This window comes from Lysobacter ciconiae, from assembly GCF_015209725.1.
Lineage (GTDB): Bacteria > Pseudomonadota > Gammaproteobacteria > Xanthomonadales > Xanthomonadaceae > Novilysobacter > Novilysobacter ciconiae.
On record NZ_CP063656.1, the window covers coordinates 868,190 to 884,516 of the forward strand.

Genomic DNA, 16,327 nt, shown 5'->3' on the forward strand with positions numbered 1-16,327 from the left:
CCACGTCCAGCGAGGCCGGCGAGTGCTCGACGCGGCAGCAAAGGTCGCAGCAATTGCATGCAGCCGGTAAACTGGCGCTTTCCAGCGGCAGCAAAACAATGACTCCCCTGATCTTCGTCACTGGTGGCGTGGTGTCCTCGCTTGGCAAGGGCATTGCCGCCGCCTCGTTGGCGGCCATCCTCGAAGCGCGCGGCCTGCGCGTGACGATGATGAAGCTCGACCCCTACATCAACGTCGACCCCGGCACGATGAGCCCGTTCCAGCACGGCGAGGTGTACGTCACCGACGACGGCGCCGAGACCGACCTGGACCTGGGCCATTACGAGCGTTACGTGCGCACCCGGCTGGGGCGCAAGAATTCCATCACCACCGGTCGCATCTACGAGAACGTCATCCGCAAGGAGCGCCGCGGCGACTACCTGGGCGGCACGGTGCAGGTCATCCCGCATATCACCGACGAGATCAAGCGCGGCATTTTTGCCGCCACCGACGGCTTCGATGTGGGCCTGGTGGAGATTGGCGGCACCGTGGGCGATATCGAGTCGCTGCCCTTCCTGGAGGCGATCCGCCAGATCCGCGCCGAACGCGGGCCGGACAAGGCGCTGTTCATGCACCTCACCCTTGTGCCGTTCATTGCCGCCGCCGGCGAGCTGAAGACCAAGCCGACCCAGCACTCGGTGAAGGAACTGCGCTCCATCGGCATCCAGCCAGACATCCTGATCTGCCGCTCCGAGCAGCCGCTGCCGGATTCGGAACGGCGCAAGATCGCGCTGTTCACCAGCGTGTCCGAGCGCGCGGTCATCTCGGCGGTGGACCTGCACAACATCTACGACATGCCGGCGCGTTTCCAGGAGCAGGGTCTTGACGAGCTGATCGTCGAGCGCCTGCGGCTGGACGCCAGACCCGCCGACATGCACGAGTGGGACGCGGTGGTCGACGCGGCCGAGAATCCCGAGGACGAGGTCACCATCGCGATCATCGGCAAGTACGTGGACCATCAGGACGCGTACAAGTCGGTTGCCGAAGCGCTCAAGCACGGCGGCCTGCGCCAGCGCACCAAGGTTCGTTTGAAATGGCTGGAGTCCAGCGACGTCGAGAAGCGCGGCCCCAGTGCGCTGGAGGGCGTCGACGGTGTCCTGGTGCCCGGCGGATTCGGCGACCGCGGTTTTGAAGGCAAGATCGCCGGCGCCCGCTACGCCCGCGAAAACGGCGTGCCGTATTTCGGCATCTGCTACGGCATGCAGGCGGCGGTGATCGAGTTCGCCCGCAACGTGGCCGGGCTGGAAAACGCCAACAGCACGGAGAACGACAAGGCTACCCCGCACCCGGTGGTTGGCCTGATCACCGAGTGGCGCACGGCCAGCGGCGAGCTGGAGCGCCGCAGCGAGGACAGCGACCTGGGCGGCACGATGCGCCTGGGCCTGCAGGAGCAGCGGCTCAAGCCCGGCACGCTGGCCCACGAGCTGTACGGCAAGGACGTGGTCGGCGAGCGTCATCGCCACCGCTACGAGTTCAACAACCGCTACCGCACCCAGCTCGAGGATGCCGGCCTGGTCATCAGCGCCAAATCCATCGACGACCTGCTGGTCGAGATGATCGAGCTGCCACGAGACGTCCACCCGTGGTTCCTGGCCTGCCAGGCCCATCCGGAATTCCTATCGACGCCGCGCGACGGGCATCCGCTGTTCGTCGGATTCATCCGCGCCGCGCGCGACTACAAGGCGGCCCAATCGACGGCAAACGCCCGCCTCGACGAGGCCGAGGCATGAACGCCCCGCGCATCGGCGCCGTTTGCATGAATGGAGAAGTGCAATGAAGTTGTGCGGTTTCGATATCGGCCTGGACCGGCCGTTCTTCCTGATCGCCGGGCCCTGCGTGATCGAGTCGATGCAGTTGCAGCTCGACACTGCCGGCACCCTGAAGCAGATCACCGACGAGCTGGGCATTCCCTTCATCTTCAAGTCCAGCTTCGACAAGGCCAACCGCACCTCGATCTCCGGCTTCCGTGGCCCGGGCATCGAGGAGGGCCTGAAGGTGCTGGCCGAGGTGAAGAAGCAGATCGGCGTGCCGGTGCTGACCGACGTCCACGAGTACACGCCGATGGACGAGGTCGCCTCGGTGGTCGACGTGCTGCAGACGCCGGCTTTCCTGTGCCGGCAGACCGACTTCATCCAGAAGGTCGCCAGCGCCGGCAAGCCGGTCAACATCAAGAAGGGCCAGTTCCTGTCGCCGTGGGAGATGAAGCACGTGGCCGACAAGGCGCTGGCCACCGGCAACACCGACATCATGGTCTGCGAGCGCGGCGCCAGCTTTGGTTACAACAACCTGGTCAGCGACATGCGCAGCCTGGCCGTGATGCGTGACACCGGTTGCCCGGTGGTGTTTGATGCGACCCATTCGGTGCAGTTGCCCGGCGGCGCGGGCGGCAAGAGCGGCGGCCAGCGCGAATTCGTGCCGGTGCTGTCGCGTGCCGCGATGGCGGTGGGCATTTCCGGCATCTTCATGGAAACCCATCCCAACCCGGCCGAAGCGCTGTCCGACGGGCCCAACGCCTGGCCGCTGGACCAGATGCGCGCGCTGCTGGAGACGTTGATGGCCATCGATGAAGTCACCAAGCGTCGCCCGTTCCTTGAATCCCAAACCTGAGAGCCCTGCAGAACCGACATGACCGAAATCGCCAAAGTCCACGCCCGCGAAATCCTCGACAGCCGCGGCAATCCGACCCTTGAGGCCGAGATCACCCTTGCCGATGGCAGTTTTGGCCGGGCGATGGTGCCCTCCGGTGCGTCCACCGGCGCCAAGGAAGCCGTGGAGCTGCGCGACGGCGACAAGACCCGCTACCTGGGCAAGGGCGTGCGCACCGCGGTGGAGAACGTCAACACCACCATCGCCAAGGCACTGGTCGGGCTGGATGCGGCCGACCAGGGCGGCATCGACCGGCGCCTGATCGATCTGGACGGCACCCGCAACAAGGGCCGCCTGGGCGCGAACGCGTTGCTGGGGGTGTCGATGGCCAATGCCCACGCGATGGCCGCCAGTCGCCGCCTGCCGCTGTGGAAGTACCTGGCCGGTGACCGCCGCGGCGTGCTGCCGGTGCCGATGATGAACATCATCAATGGCGGCGCGCACGCCGACAACAACGTCGACCTGCAGGAGTTCATGATCCTGCCGGTCGGCTTTGACAGCTTCTCCGAGAGCCTGCGCGCGGGCACGGAGGTGTTCCACGCGCTCAAGTCGGTGCTCAAGGGCCGCGGCCTGAGCACCTCGGTGGGCGACGAGGGCGGCTTCGCGCCGGACCTGCGCAGCAACGAGGAAGCGCTGGAAACCATCCTGGAGGCGATCGGCAAGGCGGGCTACAAGGCCGGCGACGACATCCTGCTCGGCCTGGACGTTGCCTCCAGCGAGTTCTACGAGAACGGCAAGTACCACCTGACCGGCGAGGGCAAGCGCCTGACCTCGGAGCAGTTCGTCGAGTTCCTGGCCGGCTGGTGCGCGCAGTACCCGATCATCAGCATCGAGGACGGCATGGACGAGAACGACTGGGACGGCTGGAAGCAGCTGACCGACGCGCTGGGCAGGAAGGTCCAGCTGGTCGGGGACGACCTGTTCGTGACCAATCCGGAGATCTTCCAGCAGGGCATCGACCGCCACATCGCCAACGCGATCCTGATCAAGGTCAACCAGATCGGCACCTTGACCGAGACGCTGGAAGCGATTTCCATGGCCGACCGCGCCGGTTACGCCGCGGTGGTATCGCATCGTTCCGGCGAGACCGAGGACACCACGATCGCCGACATCGCCGTGGCGACCACGGCAACCCAGATCAAGACCGGCTCGCTGTGCCGCAGCGACCGCGTCGCCAAGTACAACCAGCTGCTGCGGATCGAGGAGCAGCTCGGCGACGCGGCGACCTACGCCGGCCGCGACGCGTTCGTGTCGCTGCAGGGCTGACACCCGCGCATGCGCTGGATGGTGGCATTGCTGGTCGCACTGGTGGCGCTGCTGGTGTTCCTGCAAGACCGCCTGTGGGACGGCGAGGGCGGCCGTGACTCGGTCGCCGCGCTGGAGCAGCGCGTGCAACAGCAGGCCCGCGAGAACGAGGGGCTGCAGCAGCGCAACGATGCGCTGTCCGCCGAAGTGGAAGACCTCAAATCCGGCGAGGCGGCGGTGGAGGATCGGGCCCGCAGCGAGCTGGGCATGATCCGCCCCGGCGAGACCTTCTACCGCGTGGTCGAGCCGGATCCGGCAACGTCTGCGGATCCGGATCCGGTCCCCCAGTGAGCCGGCATGACACGCCGACGGTGTGGGCAATCCTTCCCGCCGCCGGTCGTGGTGCGCGCTTTGGCGGCGACGTGCCCAAGCAGTATCTGCAGATCGCCGGACAACCCCTGATCGTGCACGCACTGGACGCGCTGCTCTCGAATCCCCAGGTTGCGGGCGCGATGGTGGCGCTGGCCGCCGATGATCGGCACTGGCCGGGCTGGACCACCCGCCACGGCAAGCCGGTCCTGCGCTGCGTGGGCGGGGGCGAGCGGGCGGATTCGGTGCTGGCGGCCTTGCAGGCACTGCCGCCCGGCCCGGAAGACAGCCTGGTACTGGTCCACGACGCAGCGCGTCCCAACCTGCACCCATCCGATCTCGAGCGGCTGTTGCATGCCGCGTCCGAAGACCGCCACGGCGCAATCCTCGCCGCACCGGTCCGCGACACCCTCAAGCGCGGCGACGCGGACGGCCGTATCGCCGCGACCGAGCCGCGCGCCGCGCTCTGGCGTGCACTGACCCCGCAGGCGTTCCGTCGCGGCCTGCTCACCGATGCCTTGCTGGCGGCCCGCGCCGACGCAGTCCAGGTGACCGACGAGGCCATGGCGGTCGAGCGCGCCGGCCTGCGGCCGCGGCTGGTCGAAGGGCGCGAGGACAACCTCAAGGTCACGACGCCGGCCGATCGCGACCTGGCCGATTTCCTGCTCTCGCAGCGCCAGCGCTGACCGCCGGGTCGAACGCAACTCGAGCGCGCCGGAAGTCACCCGACGCGGCGTAGGCGACAATGTCGCCCCGTATTCGTTGCAGCAGGACCGGCATCAATGAGCATCCGCATAGGCCAGGGTTACGACGTCCACGCATTCGGCGACGGCGATCACGTCGTGCTGGGTGGGGTCCGGGTTCCGCATGACCGCGGCGTGCTCGCCCACTCCGACGGCGACGTGGTCATCCATGCGCTGTGCGACGCCATGCTCGGGGCGCTCGCGCTTGGCGACATCGGCACCCATTTCCCGCCCAGCGATCCGCGCTGGAAGGATGCCGACAGCCGCACGTTCCTGCGCCACTGTCGCCAGCTCGCGGCCGAGCGCGGCTGGGTGCTCGGCAACGCGGACGTCACCGTGATCTGCGAGCGCCCGAAAGTGGGTCCGCATGTCGAGGCCATCTGCACGCTGTTGGCGGCCGACTTGGGCGTGGCTGTGGATACCGTCAGCGTGAAGGCGACCACGTCCGAGCAGCTCGGCTTTACCGGCCGCGGCGAAGGGCTTGCCGCGTTGGCGGTGTGCCTGCTGGTGCGGGGATGAGCGACGCCAGCGCGCCCGGACCCGAGGACAGTGCGCCCGCCGCTGACACGCGCGCCCACGGCGAGCCCGTGCTGTCCGCCCGGATGCGCGTCACGCCGGAGGACTTCTTCGTCGAGGAACTGGCCGGCTTTGAACCCTCTGGCAGCGGCGAGCACCTGCTTCTGACGGTGCAGAAGCGCGGCATGAACACCGCTTTCGCCGCCCGCAGCATTGCCCAGTGGGCCGGCGTGGACGACATGGCGATCGGCTACGCCGGGCTGAAGGATCGCCACGCGGTGACCCGCCAGCGCTTCAGCGTGCACCTGCCGCGCAAGGTCGCCCCGGACGTTGCCGCGTTGCAGGTGGACGGACTGCAGGTGCTGGAACAGGCGTGGCACGCGAAAAAGCTCCCGCGCGGTGCGCTGGCCGGCAACCGCTTCGTGCTCGTCCTGCGCGACGTCGTCGGCGATTCGGCCCCGATCGAGGCGCGCCTGCAGCAGATTGCCCGGCGCGGCGTGCCGAACTTCTTCGGCGAGCAGCGCTTTGGCCGCGATGGCAACAACCTGGGCAAGGCGCTGGCGATGTTCGAAGGCCGCCGGGTGCGTCGCGACGAGCGCAGCATGCTGCTCTCGGCCGCGCGCTCGGTCCTGTTCAACCAGGTGCTGCAGGCGCGGGTCGAGGCGCACTGCTGGGATACGCCATTGACGGGCGAGGTGTGGATGCTCGATGGCAGCCGCAGTGTGTTCGGGCCCGAGCCGCTCACTCCGGAGATCGGACAGCGCCTGTCGGCGTTCGACATCCATCCCAGCGGCCCGCTGTGGGGCCGCGGCGAGCTGCGCAGCCAGGCCGATGCGCTGGAGCTGGAGCAGGGCGCGCTGGCCGACCCCATATCGATGCAACTGCGTGCCGGTCTGGACCAGGCAGGCCTGAAGCAGGAGCGGCGATCCTTGCGCCTGCGCGCCGAGGCCCTGCGCTGGCAATGGCTGGACGCCGCGACACTGGAGCTGTCATTCAATCTGCCGCCGGGCACCTACGCCACTGTGGTGCTGGCGGAGCTGGGCGAGGTGCGCGACGGCTCCGGCCAGTCCGGGGCCTGATCGTGCCGCAGCCCGCGCGGTGCGGGACCCGCGTCAACGACGCCGCGGCGCCAGCAGGACGACCACCGCGCCGCTGCCGCCCTGGGCGGGCAAGGGCGAATGGAAGGCCAGCACGCTGGAGCGCTGCCGCAGCATGCGGTCGACCAGATTCTTCAGTACCGGCGCGCCGCTGCGGCCGATATCCGCACCGCCACGCCCACCCTTGCCATGGATGATGCGCACACAGCCCAGACCGTGGCGCTGCGCATCGTTCAGGAACGCGCGCACCAGCGCCTCGGCGGTAGCTGCGTCGGTGCCGTGCAGGTCGAGCTCCTCCTGCGCCGACATCTCGCCGCGGCGCAGGCGCTGCCATGCCTCCTGGCTGACATCGCCGCGCCATGCCAGCGGGTCGTCAGCTTCCAGCAACGTGGATTCCAGCGCGTGGCGGAGATCCTCGCGCGCATCGGCATCATCGCGCTCGGCCATCTTCGCGCGCGGTTTCGGGCGCGGCGCGGACGGCGGGGCGGGGCGTTCGGGCAGCTTGCGAACCGGCCCGATCGCGCTGCGGAACAGCGCGGCATCGTCGTCGTCGGCGCCGTTCAAGGGGGCATTCCGGTATCCATCCGCCTAGCCTAACGCGCCGTGGGGGAGGCGGCATCGTGGTGGTGCGATCGCGACCATGCGTGCGGCGAAGGGTGGCTGCCATCGGCTATCATGACCGCTTTGACGGGATCCAAGCCGCCGCACCGCCGGCGCCTGCGATCCGCCCCCGACCGGCTGCGCCGGTCCCTGCCACTACTGCATTGCGCCCGCGTGGCGCTCGCCAAGGGAGATCATGCGAGTCCTGGTCAGCAACGACGACGGCGTCGATTCACCCGGCATCCGCGCCCTCGCCGAGGGACTGCGCGCCGCCGGTCACGAAGTAGTGGTGGTCGCACCGGACCGGGACCGCTCCGGTGCCAGCAACTCGCTCACCCTGGACATGCCGATCCGGGTGATCCAGCAGGACGAGACCACCTGGCGCGTCGCCGGCACACCCACCGACTGCGTCCACGTCGCCATCACCGGCATGCTCGAGACGGAGCCCGACATCGTCGTGTCCGGAATCAACGACGCCGCCAACCTGGGCGATGACGTGATCTATTCGGGCACGGTCGCCGCCGCGATGGAGGGCCGTTTTCTCGGCCTGCCGGCGGTTGCCGTGTCGCTGGTGACCAACGGGCAGCTCGGCCAGCACTACGAGACCGCCGCGCGCGCCGCGGTGGAGATCATCGCCCGCCTGGCGACCGACCCGCTGCCGGCCGACACGATCCTCAACGTCAACGTGCCCGACCTCTCGTGGGAGGACGTCCGCGGCTTCCAGGTCGGTCGCCTGGGCAACCGCCACCGCGCCGAGGCGTGCATTCCGCAGGAAGACCCGCGCGGTCGTCAGTGGTGGTGGATCGGCGGTGCCGGGCCCGAGCAGGACGCCGGTCCGGGCACCGATTTCCACTCCGTGCGCAGCGGCTATATTGCGATCACCCCGATCAAGGTCGACCTGACGCGCTACCAGGCGCTGGAGCAGGTGGCGAACTGGGTCAGCGGGCTGGAGTCCTCGCTGGAGTCCTCGTCCGCGGAGGCAGGACGATGAGCCTGAGGATGCGCCTGCAGCCTACCGATCGCGGGTCCGGACTGACCTCGCAGCGGGTGCGCGACCGGCTGGTCGATCGTCTGCGCGACAACGGGATCGCCGACGAGCGCGTGCTCAATGCAGTGCGCAACGTGCCGCGCCATCTGTTCGTGGACGAGGCGCTGGAAAGCCGCGCCTACGACGACACCGCCTTGCCGATCGGCCACGGCCAGACCATCTCCCAGCCCTGGGTGGTGGCCAAGATGACAGAAACCCTGATGCAGGCGCAGCCATCCAAGGTGCTGGAGATCGGCACCGGCTCGGGCTACCAGGCCGCCATTCTTGCCGCCCTCGGCCTGGAAGTGCACACCGTGGAGCGCATCGGCGAGCTGCTGCGCACCGCGCGCAAGCGCTTTCGCCAGTTGGGCATGAACATCCGCAGCAAACACGACGACGGCCGCATCGGCTGGCCGGAAAATGCGCCCTTCGATGCCATCCTGGTCACCGCCGCCGCGCCGGCGCTGGTGGACGCGCTGACCGCGCAACTGGCCCCGGGCGGTGTGCTCGTGGCGCCGGTGGGCGCCTCGGCCGGGCAGTCGCTGCTGCGGCTGAGCAAGGACGCCGATGGCCGCATCACCCAGGAGACGATCGGTTCGGTTGTCTTCGTGCCGCTGCTGTCAGGCCTGGTCGACTGAAGGATCCCTGCGCTTGAAACTCTTTGGTCCCCTCTACGACCGGTGCCTGGTCTGGGCCGCCCACCGCCGCGCGCCGGCGCTGTTGGCCGGCTTGAGCTTTGCCGAGGCGGTGGTGTTTCCGATTCCGCCCGAGGTCATGCTCGGCCCGATGTGCCTGGCCCGGCCGACGCGTGCGTTCTGGTTTGCGCTGCTCAGCCTGATGGGTTCACTGGCCGGCGCCGTGCTGGGCTACCTGCTGGGCCACTACGCCTTCGAGCTGGTCCGCCCGCTGCTGGTCACGCTGGGCTGGATGGACCGGATCGACGTGGAGGTGTCGGCGTTGCGCGAGATTGCTGCCAACTCGCCGTGGAAAGCGTTCTGGGTGCTGGTGCTGGTCGGGTTCACGCCCATTCCTTTGAAGATATTCACCTGGGCTTCCGGCATCGTCGGGGTACCGTTGCTGCCGTTTATCGCCAGCATGTTCGTTGGCCGCGGCAAGCGCGTGTTCCTGCTGGCGCTGGCAATCCGGCTCGGCGGTCACCGGGCGGAGGCGGCATTGCGACGCTACATTGAACCGGTCGGCTGGATCGCAACGGTCCTGCTGCTGGCGGTATTCACCTGGCTGATCTGGAGGACACAACAAGGCGCATGAGCATGATGACTCCCGAACAACCCCATATCCGCACGAGCCTGGTCCGCACGATCCTGGCGCGCATGATCCTGGCCGGGGCGGTTGCGACGGCCCTGGCGGCGTGCTCCAGCGCGGTCACCCGCGAGAGCAGTCCGGTCTCCACGCCCAAATACGGTGCGACCCGGGTCGTCCAGCGCGGCGACACGCTGTACCGGATCGCGGTCGAGAACGGCATCGCGATGCGCGACCTGGCTGCCTGGAACGGCCTGGGCGCGCCCTACACGATCTACCCCGGACAGCAGCTGCTGCTGTACCCAAGATCCGGTGGTGCCGTGGCAACCACGCCGCGCGCACCGTCGAGTGGTGGCACGCGCGCGCCGGCGGCCAGCGCTCCGGCCGTTTCGGCGCCCAGCGCCGCGCCGCTGGCCAGTGGCATCGCCTGGCGCTGGCCGGTGGACGGCGCGCTGCTGAGCCGCTTCGTCGCCGGTGAGCCGACCAAGCAGGGCATCGACATTGCCGGCGCCGCCGGGGCCCCGGTCAAGGCGGCGGGCGACGGCACCGTGGTCTATTCCGGCTCCGGGCTGGTGGGCTACGGCGAGCTGGTCATCATCAAGCACAACGAGCAGTGGCTGTCGGCCTACGGCCACAACCGCAGCCGGCTGGTGGAGGAGGGTGCCAGGGTGAAGGCGGGTGAGCAGATAGCCGAGCTCGGCCGTACCGGTGCCTCGCGCGACATGCTCCACTTCGAGGTGCGCTACAACGGCAAGCCCGTCGATCCGCTGCTGTACCTGCCGAAGAAATAGTCGACGGCGTGCGCGTCGCTGCCGCGGCTCAGCCCGGCAGCACGAAGCCGGCGACCACGCGCCGGTTCTCGCTGGCCAAGACGCTGAAGGTCCGCGCCGCAGCGGAATTGGTCATCACCTCGATGCCGATACCGCGGCGCAGGCAGACCGCCATCACCTGCGCCGGCGCAAACACCTGTTGGCCACCGCCACCGATGATCACCACTTCCGGCTCCAGCGCCAGCAGCGGGTCCAGATCGGACGGGGTCAGGGTGTGTATGTCGCGCACGCCCCAGTCCTCGGACAGGTGATTGGGCGTCAATACGAAACTCCGGGTCAGGCGGCGGTCATTGACCAGCGCCATGTTGCCGTCGGCAGCGCGAAGGAAGAATTCGTAGTCCGGGCGTTCCAGGGTCAGTTCCATCGCGCCATGCTAGCAAGCGCGATGAGGACTAAAAAGCAGCGGTGCGCTCAGGCGCGAGGCAGGACGATGTGGCGCTTTTCTTCGCTGGGGCGGTACAGCGCGACGGTGTGGCCGATCTTCTGCACCATTGCCGCGCCGGTGCGCTGCACCAGTTGCTCGATCATCTCATCGCGGACATCGCGATCGGCCGCGCCCACCTTCACTTTCACCAGCTCGTGGTTCTCCAGTGCGAGCTCGAGCTCCGCCACCAGCGCATCGGAGATGCCTTTTCCGCCGACCTGGATCATGGCCTTGATGTCGTGTGCCTGGCCGCGCAGGAAGCGGGTCTGGGCACTGGTCAGGACGGTTGCCATCGATGCACGCAAATGAGGTTGGGGAGGGCCCGCAGGGTATCATGGCCGGCCCGTCCTCCAGCGGTTTTCGTCTGATGGCTACCCGCAGCAAAAGCAGCCAGCGCTGGCTCAAGGAGCACCACTCCGACCCGTTCGTGAAACGAGCGCGGGCGGAAGGCCTGCGCTCGCGTGCCGCCTACAAGCTGGAGGAACTGGTCAAGCGCGACCGCCTGCTCAAGCCGGGCATGGTGGTCGTCGATCTGGGCGCCGCGCCGGGCGGGTGGTCGCAATGGGTCCGCCAGGCACTGGGCGACAGCGGGCGGGTGATCGCGCTGGACATCCTGGAGATGCCGACCCTGGCGGGGGTGGAGTTCCTTCATGGCGATTTCAGGGAGGATGCGGTCTTATCGGAGCTGGTGCGCACTCTGAATGACAAACCCGTGGACCTTGTTCTCTCCGATATGGCCCCCAATAAGAGTGGTGTGGACGCGGTCGACATGCCGCGTGCGCTGTACCTGGCGGAGCTGGCGATGGATTTTGCCGACCACCACCTTCGTGTCGACGGCACGTTCCTGATCAAGCTGTTCCAGGGCGTGGGTTTCGACGATTACGTGCGGGAACTGCGGCGGCGTTATGCCAAGGTAGCAATCCGCAAGCCGGAAGCGTCGCGCAAGCGCTCCCCGGAGGTCTACGCCCTGGCACAGGGCAAACGCGCACAAATCAAGTGACCCGGTCTTTGCGACGCGCCGTCCACCCAGCGTTGCCGCCCATCTCCGATGTCTGCCGCGGCAGGCCGTCCGCACAAAAAAAGTGATCCGTATCCTATGAACGACATGGCCAAGAATCTGATGCTCTGGGTGATCGTCGCCGTGGTTCTCATGGTGGTGTTCCAGGCGTTCGGCCCACGCACTCCCGGCGCGGCTGGCCCGCTGGCCTATGACCAGTTCATCCAGCAGGTCCAGGCCGACCGCATCGACAAGGTGCGCATCGACGAGGACCGCACGACGATCACCGGCAAGCGCAAGGACGGCTCGGAGTTCACCACCTTCAGCCCCGGTGACAAGGACCTGGTCAACGACCTGATGCAGCACAACGTCGGCATCGAGCAGGTGCCGCCGGGCGGCCCGTCGTTCTGGTCGGTCCTGCTCAATTTCCTGCCGATCCTGCTGATCATCGCGTTCTGGCTGTTTGTCATGAAGCAGATGCAGCAGGGCGGTGGCAAGGGCGCGATGAGCTTCGGCAAGTCGCGCGCCAAGTTGCAGGGCGAGGACCAGGTCAAGGTGACCCTGGCCGACGTGGCCGGTTGCGACGAGGCCAAGGAGGAGGTGGGGGAGCTGGTCGAGTTCCTGCGCGACCCCTCCCGTTTCCAGAAGCTGGGCGGCAAGATCCCGCGCGGCGTGCTGATGGTCGGCCCCCCGGGTACGGGTAAGACCCTGCTCGCCCGCGCGATCGCCGGCGAGGCCAAGGTGCCGTTCTTCGCGATCTCCGGCTCGGACTTCGTCGAGATGTTCGTCGGCGTCGGCGCCAGCCGCGTGCGCGACATGTTCGAGCAGGCCAAGAAAAGCGCGCCGTGCATCATCTTCATCGACGAGATCGACGCGGTCGGCCGCCATCGCGGCGCCGGCCTGGGCGGCGGTCATGACGAGCGCGAGCAGACCCTGAACCAGCTGCTGGTGGAGATGGACGGCTTCGAGGGCGGCGAGGGCGTGATCGTCATCGCGGCAACCAACCGTCCCGACGTGCTGGATCCCGCGCTGCTGCGTCCGGGCCGATTCGACCGCCAGGTCGTGGTCGGGCTGCCGGACGTGCGTGGCCGCGAGGAGATCCTGCGCGTGCACATGCGCAAGGTGCCGCTTTCGGATGACGTCGTGCCGATGACCATCGCGCGCGGTACCCCGGGCTTCAGCGGTGCCGACCTGGCGAACCTGGTCAATGAGGCGGCGTTGTTTGCCGCCCGCGAGAACGCGAAGGACGTCCGCATGGACCACTTCGACAAGGCGCGCGACAAGATCATGATGGGCGCCGAGCGCCGCTCGATGGCGATGAGCGACGACGAGAAGAAGCTCACCGCCTACCACGAGGCCGGCCATGCGATCGTCGGTCGCGTCGTGCCCGAGCACGACCCGGTCTACAAGGTGACGATCATCCCGCGCGGCCGTGCGCTGGGCGTGACCATGTACCTGCCCGAGGGCGACAAATACAGCTACAACCGCACCGCAATCGAGTCGCAGCTGGCCTCGCTGTACGGCGGCCGGGTGGCCGAGGAGCTGATCTTCGGCGCCGACAAGGTCACCACCGGCGCGTCCAACGACATCGAGCGGGCGACCAAGATGGCCCGCAACATGGTCACCAAGTGGGGCCTGAGCGACGAGATGGGTCCGATCTCCTACGGCGAGGAGGACGACGAGGTCTTCCTGGGCCGTTCGGTGACCCAGCACAAGAGCGTCTCCGACGACACCGCGCGCAAGATCGACGAGGTGGTGCGCGGGATCCTCGACAAGGCCTACCAGCGGGCGACCGAGATCCTGCACAAGCACCTCACCGAGCTGCATGCGATGGCGGACGCGTTGCTGGAGTACGAGACCATCGACGCCCTGCAGATCGACGACATCATGGCCGGGCGCAAGCCCAACCCGCCGGCGGACTGGGGCAAGACCGACAACCTGCCGCCGCCGCCCAAGGACACGCCGCGCTCGCCGGGCCCGATCGGTGGGCCTGCCGAGCAGTTATAAGCAGCCCGCCCGTGTTCGATACCGCCACCGTCCTGGACTGCAACGGCCGCCTGCTCAGGCTGGACCGCGCCCGGGTCATGGGCATCGTCAACGTCACCCCCGATTCGTTTTCCGAGAGCGGCGCCCATCAGGGCACGGAGGCTGCTGTCGCCCACGGCCTGCGCCTGGCCGCCGAGGGCGCCGACCTGCTCGATGTCGGGGGTGAGTCGACGCGTCCTGGCGCGGAGGAGGTGGATGCTGAGGAGGAACTGCGGCGCGTCATTCCCGTCATCGAGCGGCTGGTCGCCGAGACCGCGCTGCCGATCAGCGTGGACACCTCCAAGCCCGAGGTCATGCGCGCGGCCGTGGCCGCCGGTGCCGGGATGATCAACGACATCCGCGCGCTGCGCCGCGACGGGGCGCTGGGGGCAGCGGCCGAGCTTCGCGTGCCGGTCGTGCTGATGCACATGCAGGGCCAGCCGCGCGACATGCAGGACGCGCCGCACTACGAGGATGTCGTCGGCGAGGTGCACCGGTTCCTTGCCGAGCGGGTGTTCGCCGCGGAGATGGCCGGCATCGCCAAGAAGCTTCTCGTCATTGATCCCGGCTTCGGCTTCGGCAAGACCCTGCAGCACAACCTGACGCTCCTGGCGGGGCTGGAGCGCTTTTCCGATATCGGCCTGCCCGTGCTGGCCGGGCTGTCGCGCAAACGCTCGATCGCCGAGTTGACCGGTCGCGACGCGATGGACGAGCGCGTGCACGGATCGGTCGCGGCGCACCTGATTGCCGCACAGCGCGGTGCCACGCTGCTGCGGGTGCATGACGTGGCCGCAACCGTGGACGTGCTGAAGGTATGGGAGGCGGTCGCCGCACTGCCGCTGCCGCAACAGCGCACGGCCGCCGCTGCGATCCGCTGGCCCGACGAGGACTGATCCGCTGCTTCCACCGGCGGCCGGCGCGAGGTGGCTAAAAAGTGACCAACATGACTGCGCCCCTTGGCAGCCATCACGCTCCGCGAGTTGTCCACAGCTTGATGCCGATGCTTGTCCACAGGCCCTGTGAACAAGTCGACGTCCCGATGAGCCCGGGCAGCTGCGGTAGGCTGCCGCGATGACTGCAGACCCGCCATTGCCTGTTCCGCTTTCCCGCCGATGATTGCCGCCCGACCCTGCGCGATAGCCCTGATGGGGCCCACGGCCTCAGGCAAGACCGCGCTTGCGCTCGACTGGGCCGAGCGCCTGGGCGGCGAGATCATCAGCGTCGACTCCGCGCTTGTCTACCGCGGCCTGGACATCGGCGCGGCGAAGCCGGACGCGGCAGAACGGACGCGCGCGCCGCACCACCTGATCGATATCCGCGACCCGTGGCAGCCGTACTCGGCGGCCGAGTTCGCACGCGATGCACGCGCCGCGCTGGACGCGGTGATCGGCCGCGGCCGGGTGCCGATCCTGGCCGGCGGCACCGGGCTGTATTTCCGCGCCCTGCTGCACGGCCTGTCACCGATGCCGGAAGCCGACGCCCCCATCCGCGCGCAAATCGCCGCCGACATCGCCGAGCGCGGCTTGCCGGCCATGCACCGTGAGCTGGCGACGCTGGATCCAATCGCGGCCTCGCGCATCCACGCCACCGATGCGCAGCGCATCCAGCGCGCGCTGGAGGTGTACCGCGCCTCCGGTCGCACCATCACGTCCTGGCGGGCGGAGCCACCGGCACCGCGGCTGCCACTGCGGGTGTTGAAGCTGGTCCTTGCGCCGCGCGACCGGGCGGTTTTGCACCAGCGCATCGAGCAGCGTTTCGACGCGATGCTGGCGGCCGGCTTTCTGGAGGAGGTGGGTCGGCTGCGTGTATTGCCACAGCTGCGCGACCATCCGGCGCCGCTGGAACTGCCCGCGGTGCGAGCGGTCGGCTATCGGCAGGCCTGGGAGTACCTGGACGGACGCGGCGATGCCGCGGATTTCCGTGACCGCGGCATCCATGCGACCCGCCAGCTGGCCAAGCGACAGCTGACCTGGCTGCGCGGCGAACTGGACGCGCGCTGGTTCGACCCGATGAGCCAACGCCAGTCCCTGGACGAGGCGCTGGCCCTGTTTCTTCCCTGAGTGTCCTCGGCCGCGCCGGCGCGATCGGCCTGATCCGCCAGCTGCAGCACGTTTGCGCCGCCGCCGTTGCGCTACCATCGCCGGGTCGCTGGCTGGGGAAATGCCGGCGGCGGGGCACGCCGTCAACCGCGTATCCACCCATAACTAGAAAAACCCAGCGGGGAATTCAGATGTCCAAGGGACAGTCTTTGCAGGATCCTTTCCTGAACGCACTGCGCCGTGAGCGCATTCCGGTCTCGGTGTACCTGGTCAACGGCATCAAGCTGCAGGGCACCATCGAGTCCTTCGACCAGTTCGTCGTGCTGCTGCGCAACACCGTCAGCCAGATGGTCTACAAGCACGCCATCTCCACCGTGGTCCCCGCGCGCAATGTCCGCGTCGGCCCCAGCGGCGGTCAGGTCCAGGCGGCAGAAGGCGATGAGGGCGCCGCAGCGGGTTGACCGTTCAGT

At 68.3% G+C, this 16,327-nt stretch carries 19 protein-coding genes; 16 read left to right on the forward strand and 3 right to left on the reverse strand.

The window, feature by feature from the left end; genetic code table 11:
- Positions 1-98: 98 nt before the first annotated feature.
- From INQ41_RS03955 to truD, 7 genes are all read left to right on the forward strand, one after another.
- Entirely contained in the window at positions 99-1,769 is a 1,671-nt protein-coding gene (locus INQ41_RS03955; RefSeq protein WP_193986404.1) for a CTP synthase, read from the forward strand.
- A 43-nt stretch (positions 1,770-1,812) separates the two neighbouring features.
- Positions 1,813-2,646: a 3-deoxy-8-phosphooctulonate synthase gene (gene kdsA, locus INQ41_RS03960; protein ID WP_193986406.1), complete on the forward strand. Its 834-nt coding sequence runs from the start codon at positions 1,813-1,815 to the stop codon at positions 2,644-2,646.
- A gap of 18 nt (positions 2,647-2,664) precedes the next feature.
- The gene (eno, locus tag INQ41_RS03965) at positions 2,665-3,951 is read left to right on the forward strand and encodes a phosphopyruvate hydratase (RefSeq protein ID WP_193986408.1); all 1,287 of its coding nucleotides are present in this window, start codon (positions 2,665-2,667) and stop codon (positions 3,949-3,951) included.
- Positions 3,952-3,960: 9 nt separating this feature from the next.
- Complete coding sequence (gene ftsB / locus INQ41_RS03970) at positions 3,961-4,281, forward strand: cell division protein FtsB (RefSeq protein WP_193986409.1); 321 nt, start codon at positions 3,961-3,963, stop codon at positions 4,279-4,281.
- The gene (gene ispD / locus INQ41_RS03975; protein WP_193986411.1) at positions 4,278-4,985 is read left to right on the forward strand and encodes a 2-C-methyl-D-erythritol 4-phosphate cytidylyltransferase; all 708 of its coding nucleotides are present in this window, start codon (positions 4,278-4,280) and stop codon (positions 4,983-4,985) included. The genes ftsB and ispD overlap by 4 nt, the downstream gene beginning before the upstream one ends.
- A 96-nt stretch (positions 4,986-5,081) precedes the next feature.
- Complete coding sequence (ispF, locus tag INQ41_RS03980; RefSeq protein ID WP_193986413.1) at positions 5,082-5,561, forward strand: 2-C-methyl-D-erythritol 2,4-cyclodiphosphate synthase; 480 nt, start codon at positions 5,082-5,084, stop codon at positions 5,559-5,561.
- Positions 5,558-6,637, forward strand: a complete 1,080-nt coding sequence (gene truD, locus INQ41_RS03985; RefSeq protein WP_193986415.1) for a tRNA pseudouridine(13) synthase TruD — start codon at positions 5,558-5,560, stop codon at positions 6,635-6,637. Before ispF ends, truD begins: the two co-directional genes overlap by 4 nt.
- Before the next feature lie 33 nt (positions 6,638-6,670).
- Here the strand turns inward: truD and INQ41_RS03990 are convergent, their stop codons facing one another.
- Positions 6,671-7,219: a Smr/MutS family protein gene (locus INQ41_RS03990; protein ID WP_193986417.1), complete on the reverse strand. Its 549-nt coding sequence runs from the start codon at positions 7,217-7,219 to the stop codon at positions 6,671-6,673.
- A 232-nt stretch (positions 7,220-7,451) separates the two neighbouring features.
- Between INQ41_RS03990 and surE the strand changes: the two genes are divergently transcribed.
- From surE to INQ41_RS04010, 4 genes are all read left to right on the forward strand, one after another.
- A complete protein-coding gene (gene surE, locus INQ41_RS03995; protein WP_193986419.1) occupies positions 7,452-8,246 on the forward strand; it encodes a 5'/3'-nucleotidase SurE in 795 nt (264 codons plus the stop codon).
- Positions 8,243-8,920 carry a protein-L-isoaspartate(D-aspartate) O-methyltransferase gene (locus INQ41_RS04000; protein ID WP_193986421.1) on the forward strand — a complete coding sequence of 226 codons (678 nt, stop codon included), beginning with the start codon at positions 8,243-8,245 and terminating at the stop codon, positions 8,918-8,920. Before surE ends, INQ41_RS04000 begins: the two co-directional genes overlap by 4 nt.
- 13 nt (positions 8,921-8,933) lie before the next feature.
- Positions 8,934-9,551: a YqaA family protein gene (locus tag INQ41_RS04005; protein ID WP_193986423.1), complete on the forward strand. Its 618-nt coding sequence runs from the start codon at positions 8,934-8,936 to the stop codon at positions 9,549-9,551.
- 62 nt (positions 9,552-9,613) lie between these two features.
- Positions 9,614-10,333: a peptidoglycan DD-metalloendopeptidase family protein gene (locus INQ41_RS04010; protein ID WP_228076773.1), complete on the forward strand. Its 720-nt coding sequence runs from the start codon at positions 9,614-9,616 to the stop codon at positions 10,331-10,333.
- Positions 10,334-10,361: 28 nt separating this feature from the next.
- Here the strand turns inward: INQ41_RS04010 and INQ41_RS04015 are convergent, their stop codons facing one another.
- Together INQ41_RS04015 and yhbY are read right to left on the reverse strand one after the other, a co-directional pair.
- A complete protein-coding gene (locus tag INQ41_RS04015) occupies positions 10,362-10,736 on the reverse strand; it encodes an Mth938-like domain-containing protein (protein ID WP_193986425.1) in 375 nt (124 codons plus the stop codon).
- A gap of 47 nt (positions 10,737-10,783) precedes the next feature.
- Positions 10,784-11,089 carry a ribosome assembly RNA-binding protein YhbY gene (gene yhbY / locus INQ41_RS04020; protein ID WP_193986427.1) on the reverse strand — a complete coding sequence of 102 codons (306 nt, stop codon included), beginning with the start codon at positions 11,087-11,089 and terminating at the stop codon, positions 10,784-10,786.
- A gap of 74 nt (positions 11,090-11,163) precedes the next feature.
- Between yhbY and rlmE the strand changes: the two genes are divergently transcribed.
- The 5 genes from rlmE (at position 11,164) to hfq (ending at position 16,318) form a co-directional block, all read left to right on the forward strand.
- Positions 11,164-11,796, forward strand: coding sequence for a 23S rRNA (uridine(2552)-2'-O)-methyltransferase RlmE (rlmE, locus tag INQ41_RS04025; RefSeq protein ID WP_193987206.1), 633 nt, complete (start codon positions 11,164-11,166; stop codon positions 11,794-11,796).
- A gap of 96 nt (positions 11,797-11,892) precedes the next feature.
- Positions 11,893-13,800 (forward strand): ATP-dependent zinc metalloprotease FtsH, encoded by a 1,908-nt coding sequence (gene ftsH / locus INQ41_RS04030; RefSeq protein ID WP_193986428.1) that lies wholly within the window; start codon positions 11,893-11,895, stop codon positions 13,798-13,800.
- 11 nt (positions 13,801-13,811) lie between these two features.
- A complete protein-coding gene (folP, locus tag INQ41_RS04035) occupies positions 13,812-14,711 on the forward strand; it encodes a dihydropteroate synthase (RefSeq protein ID WP_193986430.1) in 900 nt (299 codons plus the stop codon).
- A gap of 219 nt (positions 14,712-14,930) precedes the next feature.
- Positions 14,931-15,878: a tRNA (adenosine(37)-N6)-dimethylallyltransferase MiaA gene (gene miaA / locus INQ41_RS04040; RefSeq protein ID WP_193986432.1), complete on the forward strand. Its 948-nt coding sequence runs from the start codon at positions 14,931-14,933 to the stop codon at positions 15,876-15,878.
- A 170-nt stretch (positions 15,879-16,048) separates the two neighbouring features.
- Positions 16,049-16,318: an RNA chaperone Hfq gene (gene hfq / locus INQ41_RS04045; RefSeq protein ID WP_193986439.1), complete on the forward strand. Its 270-nt coding sequence runs from the start codon at positions 16,049-16,051 to the stop codon at positions 16,316-16,318.
- Positions 16,319-16,327 lie beyond the last annotated feature (9 nt).